18 protein-coding genes, 2 pseudogenes and 1 CRISPR repeat array are annotated in these 20452 nt (G+C 43.4%); of the genes and pseudogenes, 6 read left to right on the top strand and 14 right to left on the bottom strand.

The genetic code is table 11. The annotated features are described in order from the left end of the window. From PSI23_RS08285 to PSI23_RS08265, 5 genes and pseudogenes are all read left to right on the top strand, one after another. A partial coding sequence (locus PSI23_RS08285; RefSeq protein ID WP_273554646.1) for a tail fiber assembly protein occupies positions 1-187 on the top strand: 187 nt, incomplete at its 5' end. Positions 188-600: 413 nt separating this feature from the next. Next, entirely contained in the window at positions 601-999 is a 399-nt protein-coding gene (locus PSI23_RS08280; protein WP_273554645.1) for a hypothetical protein, read from the top strand. A gap of 55 nt (positions 1000-1054) precedes the next feature. Beyond that, on the top strand, positions 1055-1891 hold the full coding sequence (locus tag PSI23_RS08275) for a hypothetical protein (protein ID WP_273554644.1): 837 nt from the start codon (positions 1055-1057) through the stop codon (positions 1889-1891). Positions 1892-3037: 1146 nt separating this feature from the next. Continuing rightward, positions 3038-3886, top strand: coding sequence for an integrase domain-containing protein (locus PSI23_RS08270; protein WP_273554643.1), 849 nt, complete (start codon positions 3038-3040; stop codon positions 3884-3886). A 242-nt stretch (positions 3887-4128) separates the two neighbouring features. Further along, positions 4129-4293 (top strand): annotated as a pseudogene (locus tag PSI23_RS08265) (helix-turn-helix domain-containing protein); the annotation flags it as partial. 48 nt (positions 4294-4341) lie between these two features. Here PSI23_RS08265 and PSI23_RS08260 read toward each other — a convergent pair. After that, positions 4342-4904: pseudogene (locus PSI23_RS08260) on the bottom strand (IS1 family transposase). 479 nt (positions 4905-5383) lie between these two features. Between PSI23_RS08260 and PSI23_RS08255 the strand changes: the two are divergent. Further along, positions 5384-5854, top strand: a complete 471-nt coding sequence (locus PSI23_RS08255) for a MarR family winged helix-turn-helix transcriptional regulator (protein WP_273554642.1) — start codon at positions 5384-5386, stop codon at positions 5852-5854. Between the two features lie 75 nt (positions 5855-5929). Here the strand turns inward: PSI23_RS08255 and PSI23_RS08250 are convergent, their stop codons facing one another. The 13 genes from PSI23_RS08250 to PSI23_RS08190 form a co-directional block, all read right to left on the bottom strand. Next, complete coding sequence (locus PSI23_RS08250; RefSeq protein ID WP_273554652.1) at positions 5930-7024, bottom strand: DUF4056 domain-containing protein; 1095 nt, start codon at positions 7022-7024, stop codon at positions 5930-5932. A gap of 35 nt (positions 7025-7059) precedes the next feature. Beyond that, a complete protein-coding gene (locus PSI23_RS08245; RefSeq protein WP_273554641.1) occupies positions 7060-8211 on the bottom strand; it encodes a BamA/TamA family outer membrane protein in 1152 nt (383 codons plus the stop codon). Beyond that, a complete protein-coding gene (locus tag PSI23_RS08240) occupies positions 8211-9206 on the bottom strand; it encodes a hypothetical protein (protein ID WP_273554640.1) in 996 nt (331 codons plus the stop codon). The genes PSI23_RS08245 and PSI23_RS08240 overlap by 1 nt, the downstream gene beginning before the upstream one ends. Before the next feature lie 706 nt (positions 9207-9912). Continuing rightward, positions 9913-10368: a YaiI/YqxD family protein gene (locus tag PSI23_RS08235; protein ID WP_273554639.1), complete on the bottom strand. Its 456-nt coding sequence runs from the start codon at positions 10366-10368 to the stop codon at positions 9913-9915. A 151-nt stretch (positions 10369-10519) separates the two neighbouring features. Next, a CRISPR array of direct repeats spans positions 10520-10975; the repeat unit is 29 nt; unit sequence CGGTTTATCCCCGTGCCTACGGGGAACAC. 83 nt (positions 10976-11058) lie between these two features. Continuing rightward, positions 11059-11352: a type I-E CRISPR-associated endoribonuclease Cas2e gene (gene cas2e, locus PSI23_RS08230; RefSeq protein WP_273554638.1), complete on the bottom strand. Its 294-nt coding sequence runs from the start codon at positions 11350-11352 to the stop codon at positions 11059-11061. Between the two features lie 2 nt (positions 11353-11354). Continuing rightward, the gene (cas1e, locus tag PSI23_RS08225) at positions 11355-12275 is read right to left on the bottom strand and encodes a type I-E CRISPR-associated endonuclease Cas1e (protein WP_273554637.1); all 921 of its coding nucleotides are present in this window, start codon (positions 12273-12275) and stop codon (positions 11355-11357) included. Further along, positions 12275-12949: a type I-E CRISPR-associated protein Cas6/Cse3/CasE gene (gene cas6e / locus PSI23_RS08220; RefSeq protein ID WP_273554636.1), complete on the bottom strand. Its 675-nt coding sequence runs from the start codon at positions 12947-12949 to the stop codon at positions 12275-12277. Before cas6e ends, cas1e begins: the two co-directional genes overlap by 1 nt. Next, the gene (cas5e, locus tag PSI23_RS08215) at positions 12936-13697 is read right to left on the bottom strand and encodes a type I-E CRISPR-associated protein Cas5/CasD (RefSeq protein WP_273554635.1); all 762 of its coding nucleotides are present in this window, start codon (positions 13695-13697) and stop codon (positions 12936-12938) included. The genes cas6e and cas5e overlap by 14 nt, the downstream gene beginning before the upstream one ends. A 12-nt stretch (positions 13698-13709) precedes the next feature. Next, on the bottom strand, positions 13710-14747 hold the full coding sequence (gene cas7e, locus PSI23_RS08210) for a type I-E CRISPR-associated protein Cas7/Cse4/CasC (RefSeq protein WP_273554634.1): 1038 nt from the start codon (positions 14745-14747) through the stop codon (positions 13710-13712). 76 nt (positions 14748-14823) lie between these two features. Next, a complete protein-coding gene (casB, locus tag PSI23_RS08205; RefSeq protein WP_273554633.1) occupies positions 14824-15444 on the bottom strand; it encodes a type I-E CRISPR-associated protein Cse2/CasB in 621 nt (206 codons plus the stop codon). Beyond that, positions 15437-17050 carry a type I-E CRISPR-associated protein Cse1/CasA gene (gene casA, locus PSI23_RS08200; RefSeq protein ID WP_273554632.1) on the bottom strand — a complete coding sequence of 538 codons (1614 nt, stop codon included), beginning with the start codon at positions 17048-17050 and terminating at the stop codon, positions 15437-15439. Before casA ends, casB begins: the two co-directional genes overlap by 8 nt. Next, positions 17050-19797, bottom strand: a complete 2748-nt coding sequence (cas3, locus tag PSI23_RS08195; RefSeq protein WP_273554631.1) for a CRISPR-associated helicase Cas3' — start codon at positions 19795-19797, stop codon at positions 17050-17052. The genes casA and cas3 overlap by 1 nt, the downstream gene beginning before the upstream one ends. A 52-nt stretch (positions 19798-19849) precedes the next feature. Next, positions 19850-20248 (bottom strand): bleomycin resistance protein, encoded by a 399-nt coding sequence (locus PSI23_RS08190; RefSeq protein ID WP_273554651.1) that lies wholly within the window; start codon positions 20246-20248, stop codon positions 19850-19852. Between the last annotated feature and the right edge of the window lie 204 nt (positions 20249-20452).

Here is a 20452-nt window from a genome sequence, read left to right as displayed (position 1 = left end):
ACGGAAACAGCATTTAATGAATGAGGCCAGAGATAGAATCGCGCCATTGCAGGACGCCGCCGATTTAGGTATCGCCACCGACACAGAGAAATCCGTACTCACCGCATGGCGTAAATACCGGGTATTACTCAACCGGGTGGATTGCTCTACTGCACCGGATATCCCATGGCCGGAGCAGCCGAAGTAATGATAGGGGCCTCGTGCCCCTTTTACCCGCCTAGACGTCCGCGTCCGGATGCCGGCAGATTCGGTGTGGAATGTGAGGCAGGGGAAATTAACTGAGACTGAATAGGGGCGCAAGGCCTCACTACCCCACCAATATAATCAGCAAACTGTTTGCCAAAACGCCATGCAGTTTGCTTCCCGCTTTCCCTCACCTTTTTGCGCCGGATATTCCATTGATGTGGTCGGTGAGCTAGTGGGTGGAATGAGTGGGACGGATTTGGGACGGATATTGAAAAGCAACCAAAGGTAATAATAGGTAACTTTGGATAAGGTGGGACGTGTGAGCGCCAGTAAATGCGGTAATTGATTGATTTAGGTGGTGACTCTACTCACTTCTAAGCCGTAGGTCACAGGTTCGAATCCTGTAGGGGCATTATGTTTGGTTGGGAATCTGATGATAAAGGAGAGTGGTCTTTTAAAAAAGATACCGTATTAGAAACTGGGTTTGGTATCAGAGCCAAAACGAATATTCGCGGTAGTGTCCGTTATTATGCTGTCAATGGTTATTTTGATGCTTCGGCACAAATTTCAGCCAAAGTATTAGTGGCATTAGAATCTACAGAGAAAAGTATGGAATTAATACTTTATCATGATGGCATTCAGGCATCAGCGAGTGTTAAATATGGAGTGGGTATCAAAACAAAAAAAAGTGAAGACGATGAATTGGAAAATACTGGAGAATTAAAACATGAAGATAAACCTATTGAAAAAGACTGGATATTTCAAGAACCACTGCCAAAAGAAAAATCCACTTACAGGATATCTTTGGGGTAGCTTATTATTTCTTACATTACTTATTATAATAAAAACTGCATCAGGGAAATCAACTATGGAACATAAATATCTAGTCTCATTTAATACACATCGTAGTCTATGCGTTCTAAAAATAAACGAAATAATAATGTTAGAGAATACCTCTTCACGAACAGGAACAGCATCTAGTGGCTATAATATATCTTCTTTTTTAGAAAATGGTTCTAATACAGTAAAATTACTAATGGGGCGCAAATCATTTGACAGAGATTCAGAGAAATTTCATCCAGAATCATGGTGTGAAGCAACAATAAGAAAAGTTTCTTCTCATGATGAACAAGGAGAAATCATCAGTAATATAAAGTTAACTGTAGATGAACATGGAAACGTAATAACTAAAAATTCAATAAACCCAAATGAAAAATTTGATTACGCAAATATTTCAACAAAGAAAGGAGAAAAAAACTTATTTGCTGCTCAAAAAACGTTTTCAGTAAATAGTTTACCAAATTGGATGTGGACAAAATCTCAGCCTGTCAGCGAGAATGATTTACCTGCCATAAAAGCCTTTTATCAGGAAATTAGTAATGCTTTTTCACATCGTGATTTGGATAAGGTATGGAAAATGAGCCAGCCAGCATGGGAAGAATGGGCTATGGCAGATAATAGTAGTGCTAAAATATTTTTTGATTCCATGGATTTTGAAGAAAATATAAGTGATAATTCTTTTATTAAAGAACCTAACTGGGAAAAATATAAACTAGTTAGTTATAAAAATGGCCGCTTATTCCGTCTGGAAGGTGGTGTATTAGGTTCTTCTCCTATCATTTTCCACAATAAAGAAAGTAAAGAAGATACTACTTACAATCCTTATTTATCCATTATTAATGGTAAAGTAGTTATCTCAAGATAATTAATTTAATTAGGCTAATCAGATTTAAAAACTCTGGTTAGCCTAATTCCTCGCAATGAAAAATTAATTATTCAAAAAAATAAAAAAATTAATAAGTTAGAGTAACTTATCAGAGTTGAATTCATCATGAAATTAGAATTAACAGATTAGGTCTTGATCCGACATTCCGCAGCTATATCTGTAACACATTAATTTTAAATGGGCTGTATGAATTTTATACTAATATTAATTTTTAATTAAACAATAGATTACTAATGTGGTGTGGAATGTCGATTTGATTAATCCGCACATAAACAGTTGCCCCTGCCTACCACAGCCGCTAGTATCTTGCTTACATCAAGATCCATCGCCTGCAAGGATCAACGTTGAGCGGCGAAATAAAACTCCCGTAGCCTGAAAGGGAGAGCAAGAATTGCGGTACATCTGCACACTTTTGGAAGCAGATATCGTTGGACATAAACCCCTTGCCTGACGATGAAAGTTTTTTAAGCTAAAAAATATCTCAAAAGGGTGTTTTTATATTGTCATCGAAGTGTATTGAACGTTGGATCATGTACTTACTTTCCAAATCAACATAAATCATATTTTTCTTTATCTTCAATGAATAATAGGATGGCTTTTTGCTCATCCCATCCATACTTCTACTATTTCTGTTTGAAATATTCAGCGGACTGTTTTTCTACATCTAAACAGTTAACTCATTGCTACCGTTTGACACTGAATCCTGCGGCGTTTTGCTGTTCCTGCTGGCATTTCAACGCTGCACTACTTTTACTGACCGTTTGCTGAATTCAAGGCGTCACTTTTTGCTGGTTTACCGCTGAAAGTGACGCCATAGCCAAAGAACGACGCAACCATTACAGGCTCACACCTGCTTAACCACACAGTGAATCTGACACTGCATTTATAGATTGAAAAAGGAGAACTTGACGATATCGAGGCTGGATTTATGCCAGTGGGGATGACCTGCTCATACAGGCGGCAGTACCGCGTACTTAACCGATACCCCGCAATACCTCAACTTGCGTTCACTCTGGCGCACAGATATCCGTCAAGGACAAAGCAGGTATTTCCTATTTTGTCCACACTATCGCGCGCCAGAGATCGCAAGATTGCATGTTGTTAGGTATTAGTAGGAAGAAACAGATGAGCCGATTGATTAAGGAATTAAAATTTTTTGCCTGTCAGGGTGGCGGCAGTCATAAGACTTGCCATGATCGTATTCGGATCGCAGGACGACTGGGCGCTTTGTTATTGAGTCTGAATATTCAGGTGAAAAGTCTCAGCCATTTGAAAGCCAAACATGTAGAGCATTACGTTGATGCCCGTTTATCTCAGGGTATTACTAAACGAACAGTGCAAAATGAAATGGCTGCGTTGCGTAATATTTTCCGCATGGCAGGCAGAGAAAAACTGGAAACCTCGCCGCGTTTGAGTAATCAGGCATTGGGATTGAGCGAAACCAACCGCACCGGAACGAAGCAGGCGATCTCTGATGCCACGTTTCAGGTTGTTTATCAGAAGGCGCTTGAACGTGATGCCGGATTTGCCGTCACATTGAAACTTGCCCGTTTGCTCGGATTACGTTTTCAGGAAGCGGTGCAATGCAGTGCTTCACTGAAAAGCTGGCGAAAACAGTTAGACCAACCAGAACCGAAACTGTATGTTGTTTTCGGTACAAAAGGCGGCCGACCACGACAAACCCGTGTACTGGATGTTGCAGCAGTGAAAGAAGCTGTCGAGCAGGCAATTGCTATTGTAGAACAACGTGGCGGCAGGTTGATTGATAAACCCGATCTCCGGCAGGCCATGAACTACTGGCGGACACATACCACAAGAGTTGGTTTAACAGGTTGCCACTCTCCTCATAGTTTGCGCTATGCGTGGACGCAGGATGCACTAAGTTTTTACCAACAGAATGGTTTTAGCCGTCAGGAAGCACGTGCACTGGTTTCAATGGATTTGGGGCATGGTGATGGCCTCTTAATAAGATAATCACCCTGTTAATATACTGCTGTCAGGGTGAGGGGAACCATTTCATTATCTAATGGTCAGGGTTTCGCAGCCTTGTATAGGACGATCCACTGGTAGGAAGTTTCTATCAGTGTGTCTGCTATCGCCTTTTCAATGGTGGTTCAGGCAGGGGAAGCTTCGGCCTCGCCGGTCATAGTTACCCGGTCCGCGAACCCTGTCTGAATCGCCACCATCAATATTAATTAATGGAAGGGGTAGCAGGAATGAATAATGTTAAAAATGATTGGCATCAGGCCGATATAATTGCTGCATTACGTAAGCGTGGTACGACCTTGGCGGCTGTTTCCCGTGAAGCAGGATTGAGTTCTTCTACACTAGCAAATGTATTAAATCGTCCGTGGCCTAAAGGCGAATGGATAATTGCGGATTAGCTTGGAATCCATCCTTCAGAAATCTGGCCTAGTAGGTATTTTGGGTCATGACTCCAAAGCGTTATAATGATGTTTTTCAATATAGGTGCCAATCAATTTTTTGTGAATTTCTATTGAACGTGAGTAACAAATTGTTTTTCTTGCCAATCGTTTAATATGAATACGCAGATTGAGATTATGCCGCTCAATGCGTTGGGTAAAAATTTTTCCCACTAAATGTTTTTCAGATTCAACTTCTCTGGTGTAACTTCCCCAGCCATCAGTTGTTATGAAACGAATGCTAAAAGGGGCCAGTAAGTCGAGCAATTTGCGGCAAGTTGCATCGGTTCGCGGACCGAATACATGGGCTATGACCTGTTTTCTTTTTGTATCAAACGCATACCAAAGCCAATGACGTTGTTCTTTGTCCCCGACAAAAGACCTTTGCTCGTCCAATTCACAGATGAGTGTGACATCTTCGTAAACAACCTGTCTCGTTGTTACTTGTTAAAGGTTTTCTGGCAATCCTTGCAATAATAGCGAGGGAAGCCTGCTTTACCTGTCCCGTATTTACGTACAGGTTCGGTTTGACCACAATATCGGCAAACAACTTCTATCGTCACAGTCATATGTTGGCTCCACTAAAAACACAAGAATATCAAATTAACGCTTCGGAGTCATGACCCATAAGGGATAGCTTCTGATACATAACCTATTGATGTTGTAGTCTTCTGGTTGTGTTGGTCAGCATTGTGAAATGGAAAAAGTGTGCCCTTTAAGAATTTACTGCTCGCGTAATACCCTCAATTTGCTCAAGTTAATGCGATGCACGCTACGGGCAAACTTTATTGTTCCTGCACATCGTGAAAATGAATGTTCTGCTTAGCTCTAATCGAAGCTCGACGGGATTGTTTGTTATTTCTTCATCTGTGGCGACAACCTACATGATATTGAAACAACTTGGGCTGAATACATACGTTCCGAGATTTGGCTCACTGTTATTAGGAAAATATTGGCTGAATGACTGTCGTGGACGTGTTTTTCACTGGGGAACCTTTTAAAATCGGAAAACAAAAAACTTCCTGAGATAAAAAGGGTTGTTCAACTTATGCCAGATTCAAAAGTGTTTGTTGACAATTACTTGCCTGCCCTGCTTGGGCAGGCATGGATGCTAGTTTCTTCTGAGTTCCATGATATTGTTGAAGCGCAAGGACTGTCAGTACTGGAGTGGCGGGTATTATCGACGTTGGCGGGAAGTGGCCCGATTGGCATTAGCCTTCTGGCACAGAAAACGGTGAGCAAACAGCCGACCATTACTCGTGTTTTACAGCGTTTAGAATTACAGGGGTATGTAGCTCGTTTTTCCAATGGTGGCGGTGATCGCCGTGTGACATTGGTACGTTTGACTGAAACGGGGCAAAAAGTGGTGGAAGGGTTGCTGATCGAGGCAGAATCTCATGAAAAAAGCGTGCTGGAGCCACTGGGAAATGGAAAAAGCCAGCTATTGAAAGAGGTTTTACAGGAGCTGATTAAACAGCATACCCCAATACGTAGAGTTTTGGGGGGATTGAGTAAGTAATCCGGGTAGAGGTATATACCTATCAATTAGGTATATACCTCTACATATTATTGAATAGACGGATTTTATAATTGCCTATTTTACAATCAACTGTTGCTTGTCTTCACGTTGGGCATTTTCTGCCAGTATTTTAAAATCTTTAACTGTCCAATATTGTTTTGGAACAGGTAGATTTTTCATCTCATTGGTTGGCCATAACTGGAATTCAGCCAGTTTATCCAATGAAAAATGCTGATAGTGTTCAGGCAGAGACAGTCGCAAGGCAACGCTTTCTTTACCTGAAGGCATTAATGGATAGCGATTATCGTGGATATCGTAATTTCGTTGCAGTACCAGAAACTTTTCGGGAATGCGTTGATAACTGTTCCACCATAAGCCATCTATGCTATCAAACATCTCTTTTGTACCTGACTGGGGATAATCCCCGAGCTCATGCAAAGCAGTCGGCAAGATCTTAGCCATGGAGGCCGAAAACTGAGCCACAGAAGATGTGTGACCTTCCAAGATCAGCGTCAATGCCAGTCGTGCGCCCAGCAGATTCGAATAGAGATCTTCCGGAGAAAAAGCCGAAATGCCTTCTGAAAATCCCGGCACGGATTGATAGCCGTACCATTGCGCGATTTCATGCCAAGCAGCAAGCTGAAAAGCGAGTTTGGCAGCCAAATAAGCACTCAGTGTATAGTGTTCAGCAGGATCTTCCGGCGGCGTAAAAGCAAAAAAGTGAATTTTACGCGCGGCAAGCTCATTATGCAGGGTTAATTCCCGTTCTTGACCAAGATGGGCATTAATCTGGCTGAACAGATAGAGTGTATAGTCGGCGGTATCCCTCACATGAGAAATATCAATAAACCCACCTTTATGGGTATAGAGCAGACCAACTTTTTCATTGCTTACCCCCAATAATGCGGCACTGGCACCGATAAGACTGTCATTGTAGTGATGCTCACCCAATGTCTTGGCTTCTACAATATTGTCGATATTGTAGAAGGGGATTGGAATATTCCATAGTTGGGCCTTTAGGTTATAACCGAAAGCACAACAGGCTCTCAAACCCTCAGGCGGAGCAATAGGTGGTAATGAATCCCAATTTTCCGGCGACTGTTCGTGAGTATCACTGACGAGGCTTGGCTTTACCGAATTAATAGGATGAAGCTTATTTTCACATGCCATCAATAAAAAACAGAGGCACAGGGTAACTAATAATCTCAAAACGCTTCCCCGACCTGAAAGTAGAACCCAGTACTGCCTTTACCGATACCAAAATCTAATCTGATATTCATGCGTGGTTTAAATTCGAAACGATAGCCAACACCAACAGAAGGAAGCCAAGGTTTTGTTCCCAATTGTGAAGGGGAATTTCCCAATGTGCCGGTGCCTATCCAACCGACCACACCGTGGCGCCAGTCAAGTTTATGTCTTAATTCTAGCTGTGATGTGAAAATGTTGTTGTCACGATAACGCCCTTCATAGTACCCGCGCATCCGCTGGCCATTGCCGAGCAGTGATAGCTGGTTCCACGGCACATCGCCTGAACTGAAACGGGCATAGTTATCAAATGCCAGAACCGTTTTTTCAGATAACTGGTGATAGGTTGAGAACTGCAATTGCGTGGTATGGAAACGGTGATCGCCGCCCAACTCAGGGGAAAAATAAGTATAAACGATCTCAAATGCCTGCCCATGCTGAGCATTAGGCAAGAAATCCCGCGTGTCATAACTAAAGTAGGCACTTACACCGGAACTTACTACGGAGCGACCGCCAATGGATTGATCAAAATATCGTTTAGCGCCGATATCTGGATTACTGGCATTGATGGATGAAAAATTCCAGCCTAATCCCATATAAGTGGCATTGGTGACGCGATAAAGAAAGCGGGGACGAATATCAAATTCCTGCGAATGATATTTCTCTTTATTGCTATTATCTTTACCGGCGTTATAGCCTTTGCCCCAATAATAAGTTGGAGTGTTATTCAGTGTACCGGAAACAAATAACCGCCATTGATCGTTGGCAAGAAAATTATAATTGGTGAAATTCAGGCCAAATGCGCCGGTTGATGATCCAAAACCACTGAGTCCCAATGAAGATGTCTGGCTAATGTGATCAGAACTGTCAGGGCGGTATAAACCAACCACGGCAACACCAATCCCCACACCCATTTCAGGTGTGTAGAAAGGGCCGGGCAATACGCCCCAGTCAATTTTCTTGCGGTCATCAAAATGGTTGCTGCCACCTAATTCATTTAACCAACCATCAATTTTTTGCCGATCAGGCAAGATATCAGCGTGTGCTGATGAAACGGTAAAAATAAGCAGGCTGGAAATCGCCAGCCTTTTGAATATTGCGAGATCAAACATTAAAAACGGAACTCACCGGAAATAAAGAAGCTGTTTCTGTTGCCGAAACCGACTTCTGACAGGATATTGAAATTATGGGTAACTTCGACACGTACGCCTGCAGTATTGTTCCATTTATGGGCAAGATGTTGTTCGACATCGAATTTAATATCTGTTTGGCTTTTGATCATCTCAAATAATGAGAGTTCAGGTGGTAAATTTAGGCCACTGACGTCACCTTTGAAACGCTGGGTAATATCTTGATACATGGCACCAATCCAGACTTGTGCTTTAGTGTTGCCTTGGCCAGAAAATAATGGATTAAATACAAATTCGTACCCAATACGTGGGGTTATGACTAATGCACTGATATTCCCATCTAAAATATCAAGATTGGTACGGGTATAGTTAGCATCTAATGTGGCAAAAAATTGGTTGTAACCGCCAGCAAGGGTTGCACCACCACCAAATGTTTTTCCTTTGAAATTCAGCTCAAAAGGAATATCTTCCCACCCGGGGACTCCGGGTTCAGAGTTGGGTAGATAAATGCTGTCTAAATTGGTTTTTGAAGTCCCTTTGGTTTTTCCATAAACACCATAGACATTTAGAAAAGGTAATACCCAAGTATCCAATTTAAGCATATGAGTTTCGCTTCTTTCTCGGGTATCACCAGCATTAACAATAGTCTGGCTTTCCCAAGGCTTAAATATTGGATTAGTGAATTTGAATTTAATACTGTCTACGACAATATTCTGGCGCATATTCATATAACTATAACTAGCACCAAACGGCTCAGGCAGGTCATAGCCTTTTGCTCGTGCGGCATCACCCCAAATTGGCAGAATACGTGATTCAGATTTGGTAGAGCGGGATAAGCTACCATCATTATTCGTTTTCTGAACGCCGGCTTCTGACATGGTCAATGAAAAAAGTGGACGCTCACTATCTGCGTAGCTATACGAGGTTGCAAGACACAGAGTAGCGGCTAACAATTTACTGGTGTTAGTTAAGTTCATAAATAAATTTGCTTCCTATTTTTGACAGTTAATTGTCTATCAAATGAACAATTCAGGATGGAAAGCGGCGTAGATTATCATAGGTATTTTTGACAATCATTAACGAATTATGCTTGTAGATAGAATATCGCACAATTTGGAATATTAGTTCGATTTATCATCAAGTAAAGTTGATTTTTTCTCCTTAATGTTTTAATAAAACAATTGGTTTTATAAAGTTATTATTTTTTGGTTGATTTTTTGTTGCGATATATTTTTCTTACTTAAAGCAAGACGGTTGAAATAAAGTTTTTTATTATTATTTATATATTCGTTAAACCAAGATAAATAACTATGAAGATATTATTGATAAACTCTCTTTGGCATATGATGGTTTTATTTAATCAGTAGTTATTTTTATGTGTTCTTATGCATAACAGTTTGAGGTTGTTTTTGTAATGTTGTCATTTGAGGCCTCTCTTAGAACTGAAAATAGAGAGTATACACAAAGAACAACATCTTGAAGCGTTGTGTCCGGCTTTGGCGTCAAGCTGTGTCGCAGCCAACAAAGAAACAACTTAAAAGACGAAGGGTATATATGTTTTTAGGAGTTGGACGACACACAACATAGGGGGATTCATAGATACTGAAACTTCTGAGAGGATTTAGTCATGAAAACATGTAGTTAGTCGCCGCTTTTTTGCTCACATAATAGTCATATTTCCTTTCAAGATACTTTTTTTTGTTGCAATAACCATTTATCTAGTTCATTTGCAAACTGCTGGCGATCACGTTGGTTTAACGTAGCAGGCCCTCCCGTGTGGATCCCACTCGCCCGCATTGTATCCATAAAATCACGCATAGCTAGGCGTTCACGTATTGTCGCTTCACTATAACGTTCACCGCGCGGATTGAGTGCTATTGCACCTTTTTCGATCACTTCAGCAGCAAGAGGAATATCTGCTGTAATCACTAAATCACCGATTTCTGAGCGACGAACAATTTCATTGTCAGCGACATCAAACCCGGCAGGGACTTGTAACGTACGTAAAAAAACGGATGCAGGTACACTTAATCGTTGATTTGCCACGAATGTAACCCGTACTTTTTCACGTTCTGCTGCACGATATAATACTTCTTTTATAACTTTAGGACATGCATCAGCATCTACCCATATAGGCATAACAGATTCCTCTCAATTTCATATTCTTAGCTATATCCAGGATATTCCCACTATTATTTAAAATAATCAAACTGTTGTGACCCACTAATTATGCAAGTCTAACAGGTCTGGCATGGGTCGCCTGACTCAAACAAACATATTTGAATTTTTTCGGTTTATCCCCGTGCCTACGGGGAACACACCATTCCCCCATTTATTTGATGGTGTCCATGCGGTTTATCCCCGTGCCTACGGGGAACACGCCTGATGATGCTGCCAGTGGCACATTTTGCGCGGTTTATCCCCGTGCCTACGGGGAACACAACATCAAGTGTACCAATATCAATGTTTGATTCGGTTTATCCCCGTGCCTACGGGGAACACGAAAGGTTGGGTAAAAAAGAATCTCAAGAAAACGGTTTATCCCCGTGCCTACGGGGAACACGCATCCAGAACCATGTTGATAAATTCCTCTGCCGGTTTATCCCCGTGCCTACGGGGAACACGGTTATGCAGGATGCGACCGTTCAACCCGAATCGGTTTATCCCCGTGCCTACGGGGAACACTGCATTTCACCGGAAAGATCGTTCCACCACTTCGGTTTATCCCCGTGCCTACGGGGAACACTCTAATTTTATCCAACTGTTTTTAAATAACTTTATTAACAGGAAAAATTCTACCATTTTTAATCGCCTTTTAACTCCTCCAAACTAACCTTCAGGAAGTGGTTTAAATTTCACTAAACGTAGGCCATCAAAATCTATCGGTTCCCTTCTGTTTTCACCAAAAGTCTGAAAATCAAATCCGGATTCGGTATTAGTTTGCCATGCCATAACGGCGTTTCCATCTTCGGTAAGCTCCGTGATTTGCTCCCAAATCATTTCTCTGATTTTATGGGAGATATCCCCGACATAAACGCCTGCCCGTATCTCCAGTAACCAAATGGCTAAACGTCCCCGTAACCGAGGAGGAACGGCTTCTGTTACGATAACGGTCATACTCATATTTATTGGCTCCTGTGCCCAATATCGCCGATGGATATCGGTTCAGGAATGGCGGGAGGCTGTGCATCAGCAGGTGGGGGCGGTGGGGAAATTTCGCCAGCAGCAAGGACTTCTTCAATTAAGGGAATAAGGCGTTTCAGAATTTTTTCTGTTCTGAATTTTTCGCGGCAGGCAATCCTGACTTGTCTATCAGGTGCAATGCTATTGGTGGCAGCAACTTTAAAAGCTATGGGAACGACGGTATCAAACTTCAGGATATCTGCAATATCATAAACAAATGACAAGGGTTTGCCTGTATGCAGAAAACCAATGGCTGGCGCATAACCAGCCGCCAGAATCGCGGCTTCCGTTACGCCATACAGACAGGAGGTTGCGGCACTGATGCAGCGATTGATGAGATCCCCTTTGTCCCAATCCGTATGATCGTAGTTGCGTCCATGCCACTTTACCCCATATTGTTTTGCCAAAATTTGATAGATTTTCCTGACACGAGCGCCCTCTATTCCCCTAAGTTGCTCAACATTACGTTTTTGAGGAGCAGGTTCACCAAAGCGCAATTCAAACATTTTGCGGACAACTTTGAGTCTCAAATCCTCATCCAGCGCCAGTTTGGCCTGATAAAGCAATCGGTCTGAACGAGCACCTCCCGGCTGCCCTACGGAATAGAGCCTGACACCCGCTTCTCCTACCCAAATGAGTAATGTCCCGGTTGTTGAGGCCAGTTTCACTGCGGCATGGCTGATGCGAGTGCCAGGTTCCAGCATAATGCAGGCGATGGAGCCGACGGGAATATGCATACGTTCACCGTTGACTTCATCAATCACAACGAACGCATTATCTTTGACATCAATACGCCCCATGCCGATAAAAATCATCGAATTCCTGTCTTTGATGGGAATGGGTTTTAATGGAATAAATGCCATTACAGTGCCCTTATCAGCATTAACCCACAACCAAAGGATTTTGCCCGGCCAAATCCTTTGCGGTATTGCTCAAGAAAAAGCTCACTATCTGACAGGGTAAGCACGCCCTGATAATCTACGCTGGAAAATGCCACTTTCTGACCAGAGGCTTTGAAACTGCGATGTTGAGTATAGCGTTCAATATCTGGGGTGAAATCGAAACGGATACCCCAATTAGCCAGCCGATTCTCATCTTGTATCCAAGTTTGGGCGGCTTGTATCATCAATGGTTCAATCTCATCAGCACCAATGCGTGAATGTTGTGCCTGACGCTTGGCATGCATCAGAACATCATGGCGTTGTTGTTTGCGAGAATCTTTATCCGTCAGGCAGACAGTGGGATTTATGCGGAGTTTGAATGCCAGTTTTTGCCCATTATGTAATTGAGGGGAAAAAGGCTTGGTTTGGATCTGAAACCGTGGGGAATTGATGATCGGTGTGGTAGTGGACAACACAAAAAATTCAGGTCTGCCATTTAAATTCCTCTCTTCCCTGAAAAGGAAATTGCGCTCTTGCTGTTCTGTAAACAGTTGCCACAAAAGCTGATGGGAAGAATAGACATCATTTTTCGTCTGTCGTGACGGTGCTTGTATATGATAAACAGAAGGTCGCAAAGTGACTTTAGACAGATACATGTGTTCCCTCCGTTATCGATAGCTGGTGCATCGTGCGTTGCGTAAACTGCCAGCGGCGGCGTGATAACGGTTCATCCCAGAGCTGGCTGGTCAATACTGTGGTATCAGAAATACCGATCTCATCTTTATCTCCCTCCCAGAAGTAGCTCACTACATCATAGTCATAACTGCTTAACAGATAGCGATCAGCTTTCTCTGATTGGGTTAAGAGTGGAAAAGGCGTATCAAGGGCTGTTTTTAATGACGGATATTCTGCCAGTTGCGGCATCATCGGAAGTGCCAAAGGGCAGGATTTTCGTCCAAGGCTCAGCGTAAAGACCGGTTTTACCAGCGCGTCTTGCAAGGCAGAAAGTGTGAAACTGGCCTGCTCTGTCAATGAAATGGCGATAATCCATAAGCCATCAGCACAGTAATCCCGCGAAGACAGTATGGTGTTTAATTTCGATTTATCACTTAACTCACTTTTGCGCGTCAGATGAGTCCGTTTTTTCTCTTGAGAGGGAACCTGAGAAGTATGGTAATCCCGTATCAATGAGCCAGCAACGCTCTGTTTGATGGCGACTTTGACACTCTGCTGCAACGCAGTAAGCTGTGTCTCATCATCACGCCGGATACCCAGCGCTGCGCCCAATAACCCCAAAATAGCTGAACGGGTGGGATGAATGCTTGTTGGACGACGTTCACCGACCGCCTCCACACCCCAACTGGCTAATGCACCGTATAAGCGAAAGACCAAGTAAGTCTTCATATTGGCTCCTTTTTACTCAGTCACGAACTGAACCAACTCAACAAAACTACCTTTGCCGGTAACGGCATTGATTCTATAGTGCGTATCAGCGCAAGCACCATAAACGTTGTCGAAATTTTTCCTCTGTTCTTCCAATGCTGTGATGGCGTCGGTTGCCTGATCTTCTCCATCAATGGGTTTTAAAAACGCGACAGACAGGGAACGGGGCTGATATTCGCCTTTTTCTGCCATCACATAACTGGCATAAGCGCGGGAACCGAAGCTGTTTTGCTTGCCGGATGGGGCGATTTTTACGGCGGCTTCTGTCAGGGCGGCAATGGCTTTATTTGCCAGTGCTTCATTACCTGACAACGTTTCTACTAATAAAGATTTGTTGATGCAGATATAACTGTAGAACAGGGCGGCCGCAAAGCCGGTTTCGCCAATATGAGCCGAGCCTGAATCAATTTTGCCATCATTGAGATCGTCCACGGCGGTAAAGTAATCATCTTCCACGGTAACACTGTGGACGCTGATAGCATGAGCAACCTGACAGGCTGCTTCGACGCTGTAGGCCGGGCTGGAAGCCAGCATCCGACCAAACAGCGCAATATCTACGGCCGTTTTTGCTGTGCTCAGTAGCCGCAACTCTTCTTTTATTGGTGCGCGATTTTCTGCGATGAGTTTGTCAGCCAGTGCAAAGGTTGCCTCTTTTTCAGCCGGACTGATATGCGCCAGTTGTTCAATTTCCAGTGGCTCATCTTTTTTATTTTTACCAAAGACTTCTGCAATAGCGACAGCCCATTCTGTGGCTTGCTTTTCTTTAACTCCCCCATTAAGTAAGCGTTGGTAAACCTGAAAGCCAAAACGTTTGGTACGAAAACCAAGATGGTCTGTAAGGGCTTCCTGAAACAGATCGGAAATTCGCCAATGACGTTTCAAACTCTGGGAACTGATCCTTAACCTTTCGGTGCCGCCCATTTTGGCGGTTTTGGGACGACCGAGATCGTCGCGGTTCAGGTTGGCAGGCGGGTAGGACGTTAACAGGTGTAGCTGAATAAATTGGCTCATTTGGAATTCCTTGTAGACAAAAAGCTATTCGAGTTAATAAAAAGCGATTCAAGATAAGACGCTATGCGGATTATGATTATCTGGCGGCTTTGTAGTAATCCATTGCCCATTGCACGCTGAGGCGTTTATTGGCCCGGCGCGGTCTGGATTGGTGATGTTCTTTCATCCATTGTTCCTTCATCCACTGTTCAATATCTCTGGCGAGGGATAGCACGGAAACCTGACCTTTTAGTTGTTGCAAAATACGTCGCAAACGAATGATGAATTCTTCAGGCGTTTTGGCGGCTTGCAATTGGGCGAAGCGGTGTGTACTGACAATAGGTTTGTCATTTTCGGTTTTAGTACCCGCAGCGGTTGCCAGATTGGTAGTGGTGTTGGTTTTTACATACACCAGAGTCATGGCAATCATTGCCCACAGTATTATGTTTTTCTGCTTGGTCTCTTCGGTAATCACTGTTTCAGTAGTGCTTTCTTCAGTAACGTTTTCTCCGGTAATTCCGGTAATGTCTTTGGGCAAACTGAACCATAGTGCCCGAAAACCTTCGGCTAACATTACCGCTTCAATATCCTGGCAACGCTTTAATTCAGCTTTATAGAGCGTTGGCGCAGGGGTAATTTCTTTTTCCTTCAACTCCGAAGGGGATAAAAACATGCTCTCCCACCAGCGCATTAAGCGACTTTCGTCTAGATTATTCATTGATAACCTCCTTTTGTTTCTTAGATGATTTGGTTGCTATCTTGTGTTCTGTCATAAATGATTTGATGTCTTTGGAAACCATCAGCCATTTGGTCAGAATTTGCCGTGCCTCGATTTTTTTAGGCAGATGCTTGGGATCGGTCTCTTCTGATAGTACGAACTCATCAAAGAGATCAAAGCAGGTGTTTTTCAGTTGATGGAGCCAGATTGTGGCTTCCTTCGTGGATAGAGAGGAAGCCTTGTGTTGACTACTGATAATTTGCTGTACTGCCTTAAAGAAAGCGGCTTGGGTACGTTGATAGAAAGCAGCGTCAATAAACGACATATCGCCTTTGACATCATTTGGACGATTGAACCATGCGCTTTTGATTTGGGTACGACACTGAGTTAATGCATAAGCAGAAAGGTTTTGTAATGTTTTGACCCGCCGGAAAATGGCATCTTTTTTGTCCATCGGCATGGAAAACAGAGGTAAGGTGGTGGAATACCAACCACGGGCTTTCATATTGTCCATATCGTAGCCAAAAACCCATAACCGTGGGGTAGCGCTCTGTTCATCCGCAAAATAGTCACTGAGCTGGTTAAAATGTTCAACAACTTTGGCGGCATCTTGACCATATTCGTTATCGGAAAAAGTCAGGCTATCCCAGATCTTGTAGGTAATACCGCCGGGTTGCCCTTTGACGGAAAGGTGTTCTTCATTCGATTTTTTCGGATTCCATCGATAGGGCGTTAAGGGGTGTTTCCATGTGCCAGAGTAATTGTTGCCATAGTTTTGAGTGCGATAACCAGAAACCGACTGACTGGTTGCTTGCCCCGTTAATTGGCAAATAGCTGGTTTATCGTCTATTTCCAGACGAATTCTCCGTGGCATCGCCCAATACATATGCAGTTCATGCACATTATGGGCGTAGATTTCTGTACCTGATTTTTGGCTGGTATGAGTTTTACCCAGCCACGGAAAAATAGCAGAACTATTGAGATCAGGATCTGAATAAGACCAACGTTCTCGATTAATGACGTTGAGCCAAAGTTTTTGCCAGAGCGAAGCATCCCATTCTTGTGGCTGAATTAACGTCGTCAGCGGGCCGCCGCCCCGTAACCCGACACGATGCCCGACACCGCCGGCAGGGGCATTAATCTGTAATGTGAATAGGGCAATGGCGGCCATTTCAGGGGAAATTACTTCACATTGACCGCGTTTGATAAAGTGGTCGGTATTATCCTTTAATGTTTTTTCACCAGGTGATTCAATTAGCAATCCTGAAATGCTGGTGGATTTTCTTTCAGCTAACGAATCAAAATCCTGCATAAACAGCGGGCCATCCCCTGTCAGATTAAAAGCATGCTCCACGCGATTAAAGGCGGTCTGCAAATCTGCTTGTATGGGGGCTTGTTCATAAAATTCATGCCACTCATATTTATCTTCGGGAGCAAAAACGGTTTGTAGCAAGCCAATTGCCAGTTGATAAGCCGCCCCCTGAAAATCTGCCCGTGGCAGGGCAAAATCCATAACAGCGGGATCGCAGATTGCCGCCAGCGGCAGCTTTTGCTCACTGCCATTTCTCATTCTAAAAATCAGCCATGCGTCTTTAACGAGATTCATCACGCCTCCTGCTTAGGGGGTTCATAAAAACCCATGTTGGGATCGTAAGTAAAATTGGGGTCAAGTTCAGGCAGCCAGATTTGCAGGTATTTGACGGCCTTGAATTTCTCTTGTAATCGCTCCACTGCCTGAGAAAGAGATTCCGGTACAGGTTGCAACTTATCGGCAAATTTGTTTTTTGAGATTTTGACGATACTGAGTTGAACGGGGAATTTTTCATCATTTATCCACGGCATCAGCTCACCGCTTTCGGTCAGTTTGACCAGCAGTACGCTTACCGTTTCGATGTCGCTAAGCCGGGTATTGATATCTCTGTCATCGTCATACCAGCCGCCAGCACTGCGTTTACTATATTCATAGTGCTGCCATTTCAGGATTTGCGATCGTGCGATGGCGTCTTTACTACGACCTTCCGCTATTGTTTCATTATCCTTGGCTCTGAGTGCATCGGGAATTTGCTCATCCGCACCTTCACCGTAAACTGCTTCGATCAAGGTTCGGGCCTCGGCTGGCATACGAATGGCTCCTAAGCGTCGCAGTTCGCGCAGGCCAAGCCATAAACGCCCGCCTGAACAATAAACATATTGGGTATTGCGGAAATCTTTGCTCAGCCAATCAGTTTTAGGTTGATCATCCCATTCTGGTGCATGGAGATATAACTCAGGATCAGCGCGATTGTCGGATATACCTTTCTGATATTTTCCCTCTGTATCGCGGGCATGGCGGTGCAGGCGACCAACCCGCTGGATCAAATCATCAATTGGGCAGATATCAGAGATCATCACATCGGTATCAGCATCAAGGCTTTCCTGAAAAACCTGCGTTGTTATCAGGATAGTTCCTTGTCGATTCTTCTGTGTACTTTCTTTGCCAAATATACCCAGTACACGGTTTTCGATCGCTTTTCGGTCATGCAAAATAAAGCGGCTGTGGAATAACAGGCATTTTTCCGGCTGATCCATCTGTGACTGAATAAGCCGGAAGGCTTGCAGTGCATCATCCACAGAGTTGCGAACCCAAACCACACATTGCCCATTTTGAGCGGCGTTCAGGGCGATTTGTACACATTCATCCAGATGGTTCACTGTTTTCACCGCGACGGTACGGCTGACATCCGCGCGACTGCGCAAGGGCGTTTCAATCAGCGGGTTTTCTGGATTTAATGTGACCTGAGTTGCCAATGGAAAGGCCGTTTCCTGCAATTTTTGTGGAGGTATTCCTCTGGCGGATAACCAGATATCCACCAGCCGTTGGCGCTGTTTTAAAGAGAGAGTGGCGGTCAGTAATACCACGGAACCCCCTTGGTGCAAATGCAGGCTCAGCAGACTTTCCAGCAATGCAAACATGTACTCATCTGCGGAATGTACTTCGTCAAAGATCAATACCTTGCGATTTAGCCCGATGAGCCGGAGAGACTGGTATTTTCTCGGCAAAACCGCAAGCAAAGCCTGATCGATAGTGCCTACGCCAACCGATGCCAGTAGCGCCTTTTTATTAGAGTCAGCCAGCCATTGATGGCACTGCGCTGTTGCGGTGATATCGTCTCTGGTGTAATCACTGTCATTGTGTTCTGAGGTCAGGATAATGTCTTGGAAATCATCATTCATCTCACGTGCGCCGTGAGCGAGAATAATGCTGGGCGGTTTGCCGTTTTTTGTATCGAACATTTGAAGGTAGTGTTTGGCGATCCGACCAAACATGGCGTTGGAGGTTGCCATTGTCGGCAGGCCAAAATAGAAGCCGTCCGCAGCGCCGGCCTGCATTAAGCGATGAGTCAGGGCAAGGGCGGCTTCTGTTTTGCCTGCACCAGTGACATCTTCCAGAAAAAAAAGTTGGGGAGAATCATCAATCGGGACTTCCTCAGCCCATTTTTGTAATGGGGTTGGCGCAAAATGGTAATACTCTTGAATAGAAGTATAAGGAGATATTATCGGCGTGTTATGGATATCTTTGTCATTCAGGGCAACTTGCGCTTGTTTTTGGGTAAGCTGCCAATATCCTGCCACTGAAATGGCTCTGGTCTGATAACGGAAATGATAGCTGTCAGAGCCTATCCAATCTGCCAGCACCACAATACCGGCAAATTGCCAGCTCACTTGTTTCAGGCGGTGCTGCCACTCTTCTGACAGTAATTTTTCCAGTGGCAGATGAGGTTGAAAAAGTTTAAGCAGCTCATGGGTAAATGCTGTTGCATCATCAATATTTTGGGGTTCGGTAAAATCAACAATCGCTTTCCAGCTACCATCATCAATGGGTTTACCGTGATGACCGAGCATACACTGCATTAATACCATCAAAGTATCCTGAGCTCGGTCTTTTTCTCTGGGTTGCAGATTATCGTTTCCCACTAATGCAAACAGTACATCGTCCTGAATTTTCTTCCAGAAAAATAACCCTAGCTGATCATGCCTGAAATTTCTGGAATCGTAGGGTTTGAGCTGATTAGGTTTAATCAGAACGGTATCTTCTGGCGAATATAATTGCTGAAATGCGGAGGCAAATTTGCCGATATCATGCAGAACCAGAAAGAATGAAAACAGATTTTGTAATGATTCTGGTGATAGATCCAAAAAGTCTGCGAGATCTTGGGTGATTTTTTTGTGTGGAGCCAATAATAATTGGCCTACAGCGGCAACATCCAGGCAGTGATAGGCCAGCAGATGATAATTTTCATCAGAATATGGATTCTTTTTGGCTTTTCCCCAATATTGAGTGAGGTAAGCAAAATTATTTATTAACTCAGGCATGCTTTTTCACAGCGAAATAATATTTCAACCGAGCCTCATTAAAGAAATACTGTTAATTTTGTTTGTGTTCGATATATTGACTGAACCGGAGTAAATAACCATCTGGGTCTTGAACAAGGAATTCTCTCTGGCAGGCTTGGGTATCACCTATGTTATAATAGTTGTCTTTCAGTGGGCGATAAAGCTCGATTTTGTTAATTTTAAGATTTTCCAGAATTGGTGTGACATCATCCACTTCAATTTGAAAATTGATTCCACGGCCTAAAGGCTTGCTAAGTTCTCCGGTATTCCAGCCACTGTTATGAAATGCCTCCAGCATTAATTGTGCTTCTCCTAAGCCTAAATAAACAAAATCAGGATATTTTCGCTGAATTAATATTTCGAACCCTAATATTCGCTGATAGAAATCGAGCGAAGCAGGGAAATCAGTCACAGTGAGTTCCGGCACCATGCGATTCCAGTAAGTTGTTTCTGTTGTGGTGTTGGTGATCAAAGTGTTTTCCTGTTTGAAAAAAATAGCACTCTAATTAAAAAATCAGTTAAATATTTTTCGTTAACAATGGATTTGGATAAATTACCCTATTTTATATTGTTCTCTCATTAATTTTTTTACTTAAATGGAATATTGATCACATTTAAAGTTATGTGAATAGGT

This window comes from Xenorhabdus yunnanensis (genome assembly GCF_028598805.1).
Lineage (GTDB): Bacteria > Pseudomonadota > Gammaproteobacteria > Enterobacterales > Enterobacteriaceae > Xenorhabdus > Xenorhabdus yunnanensis.
Note: the sequence above shows the minus strand (reverse complement) of the source record. Positions and strands in the feature narration are given on the sequence as shown.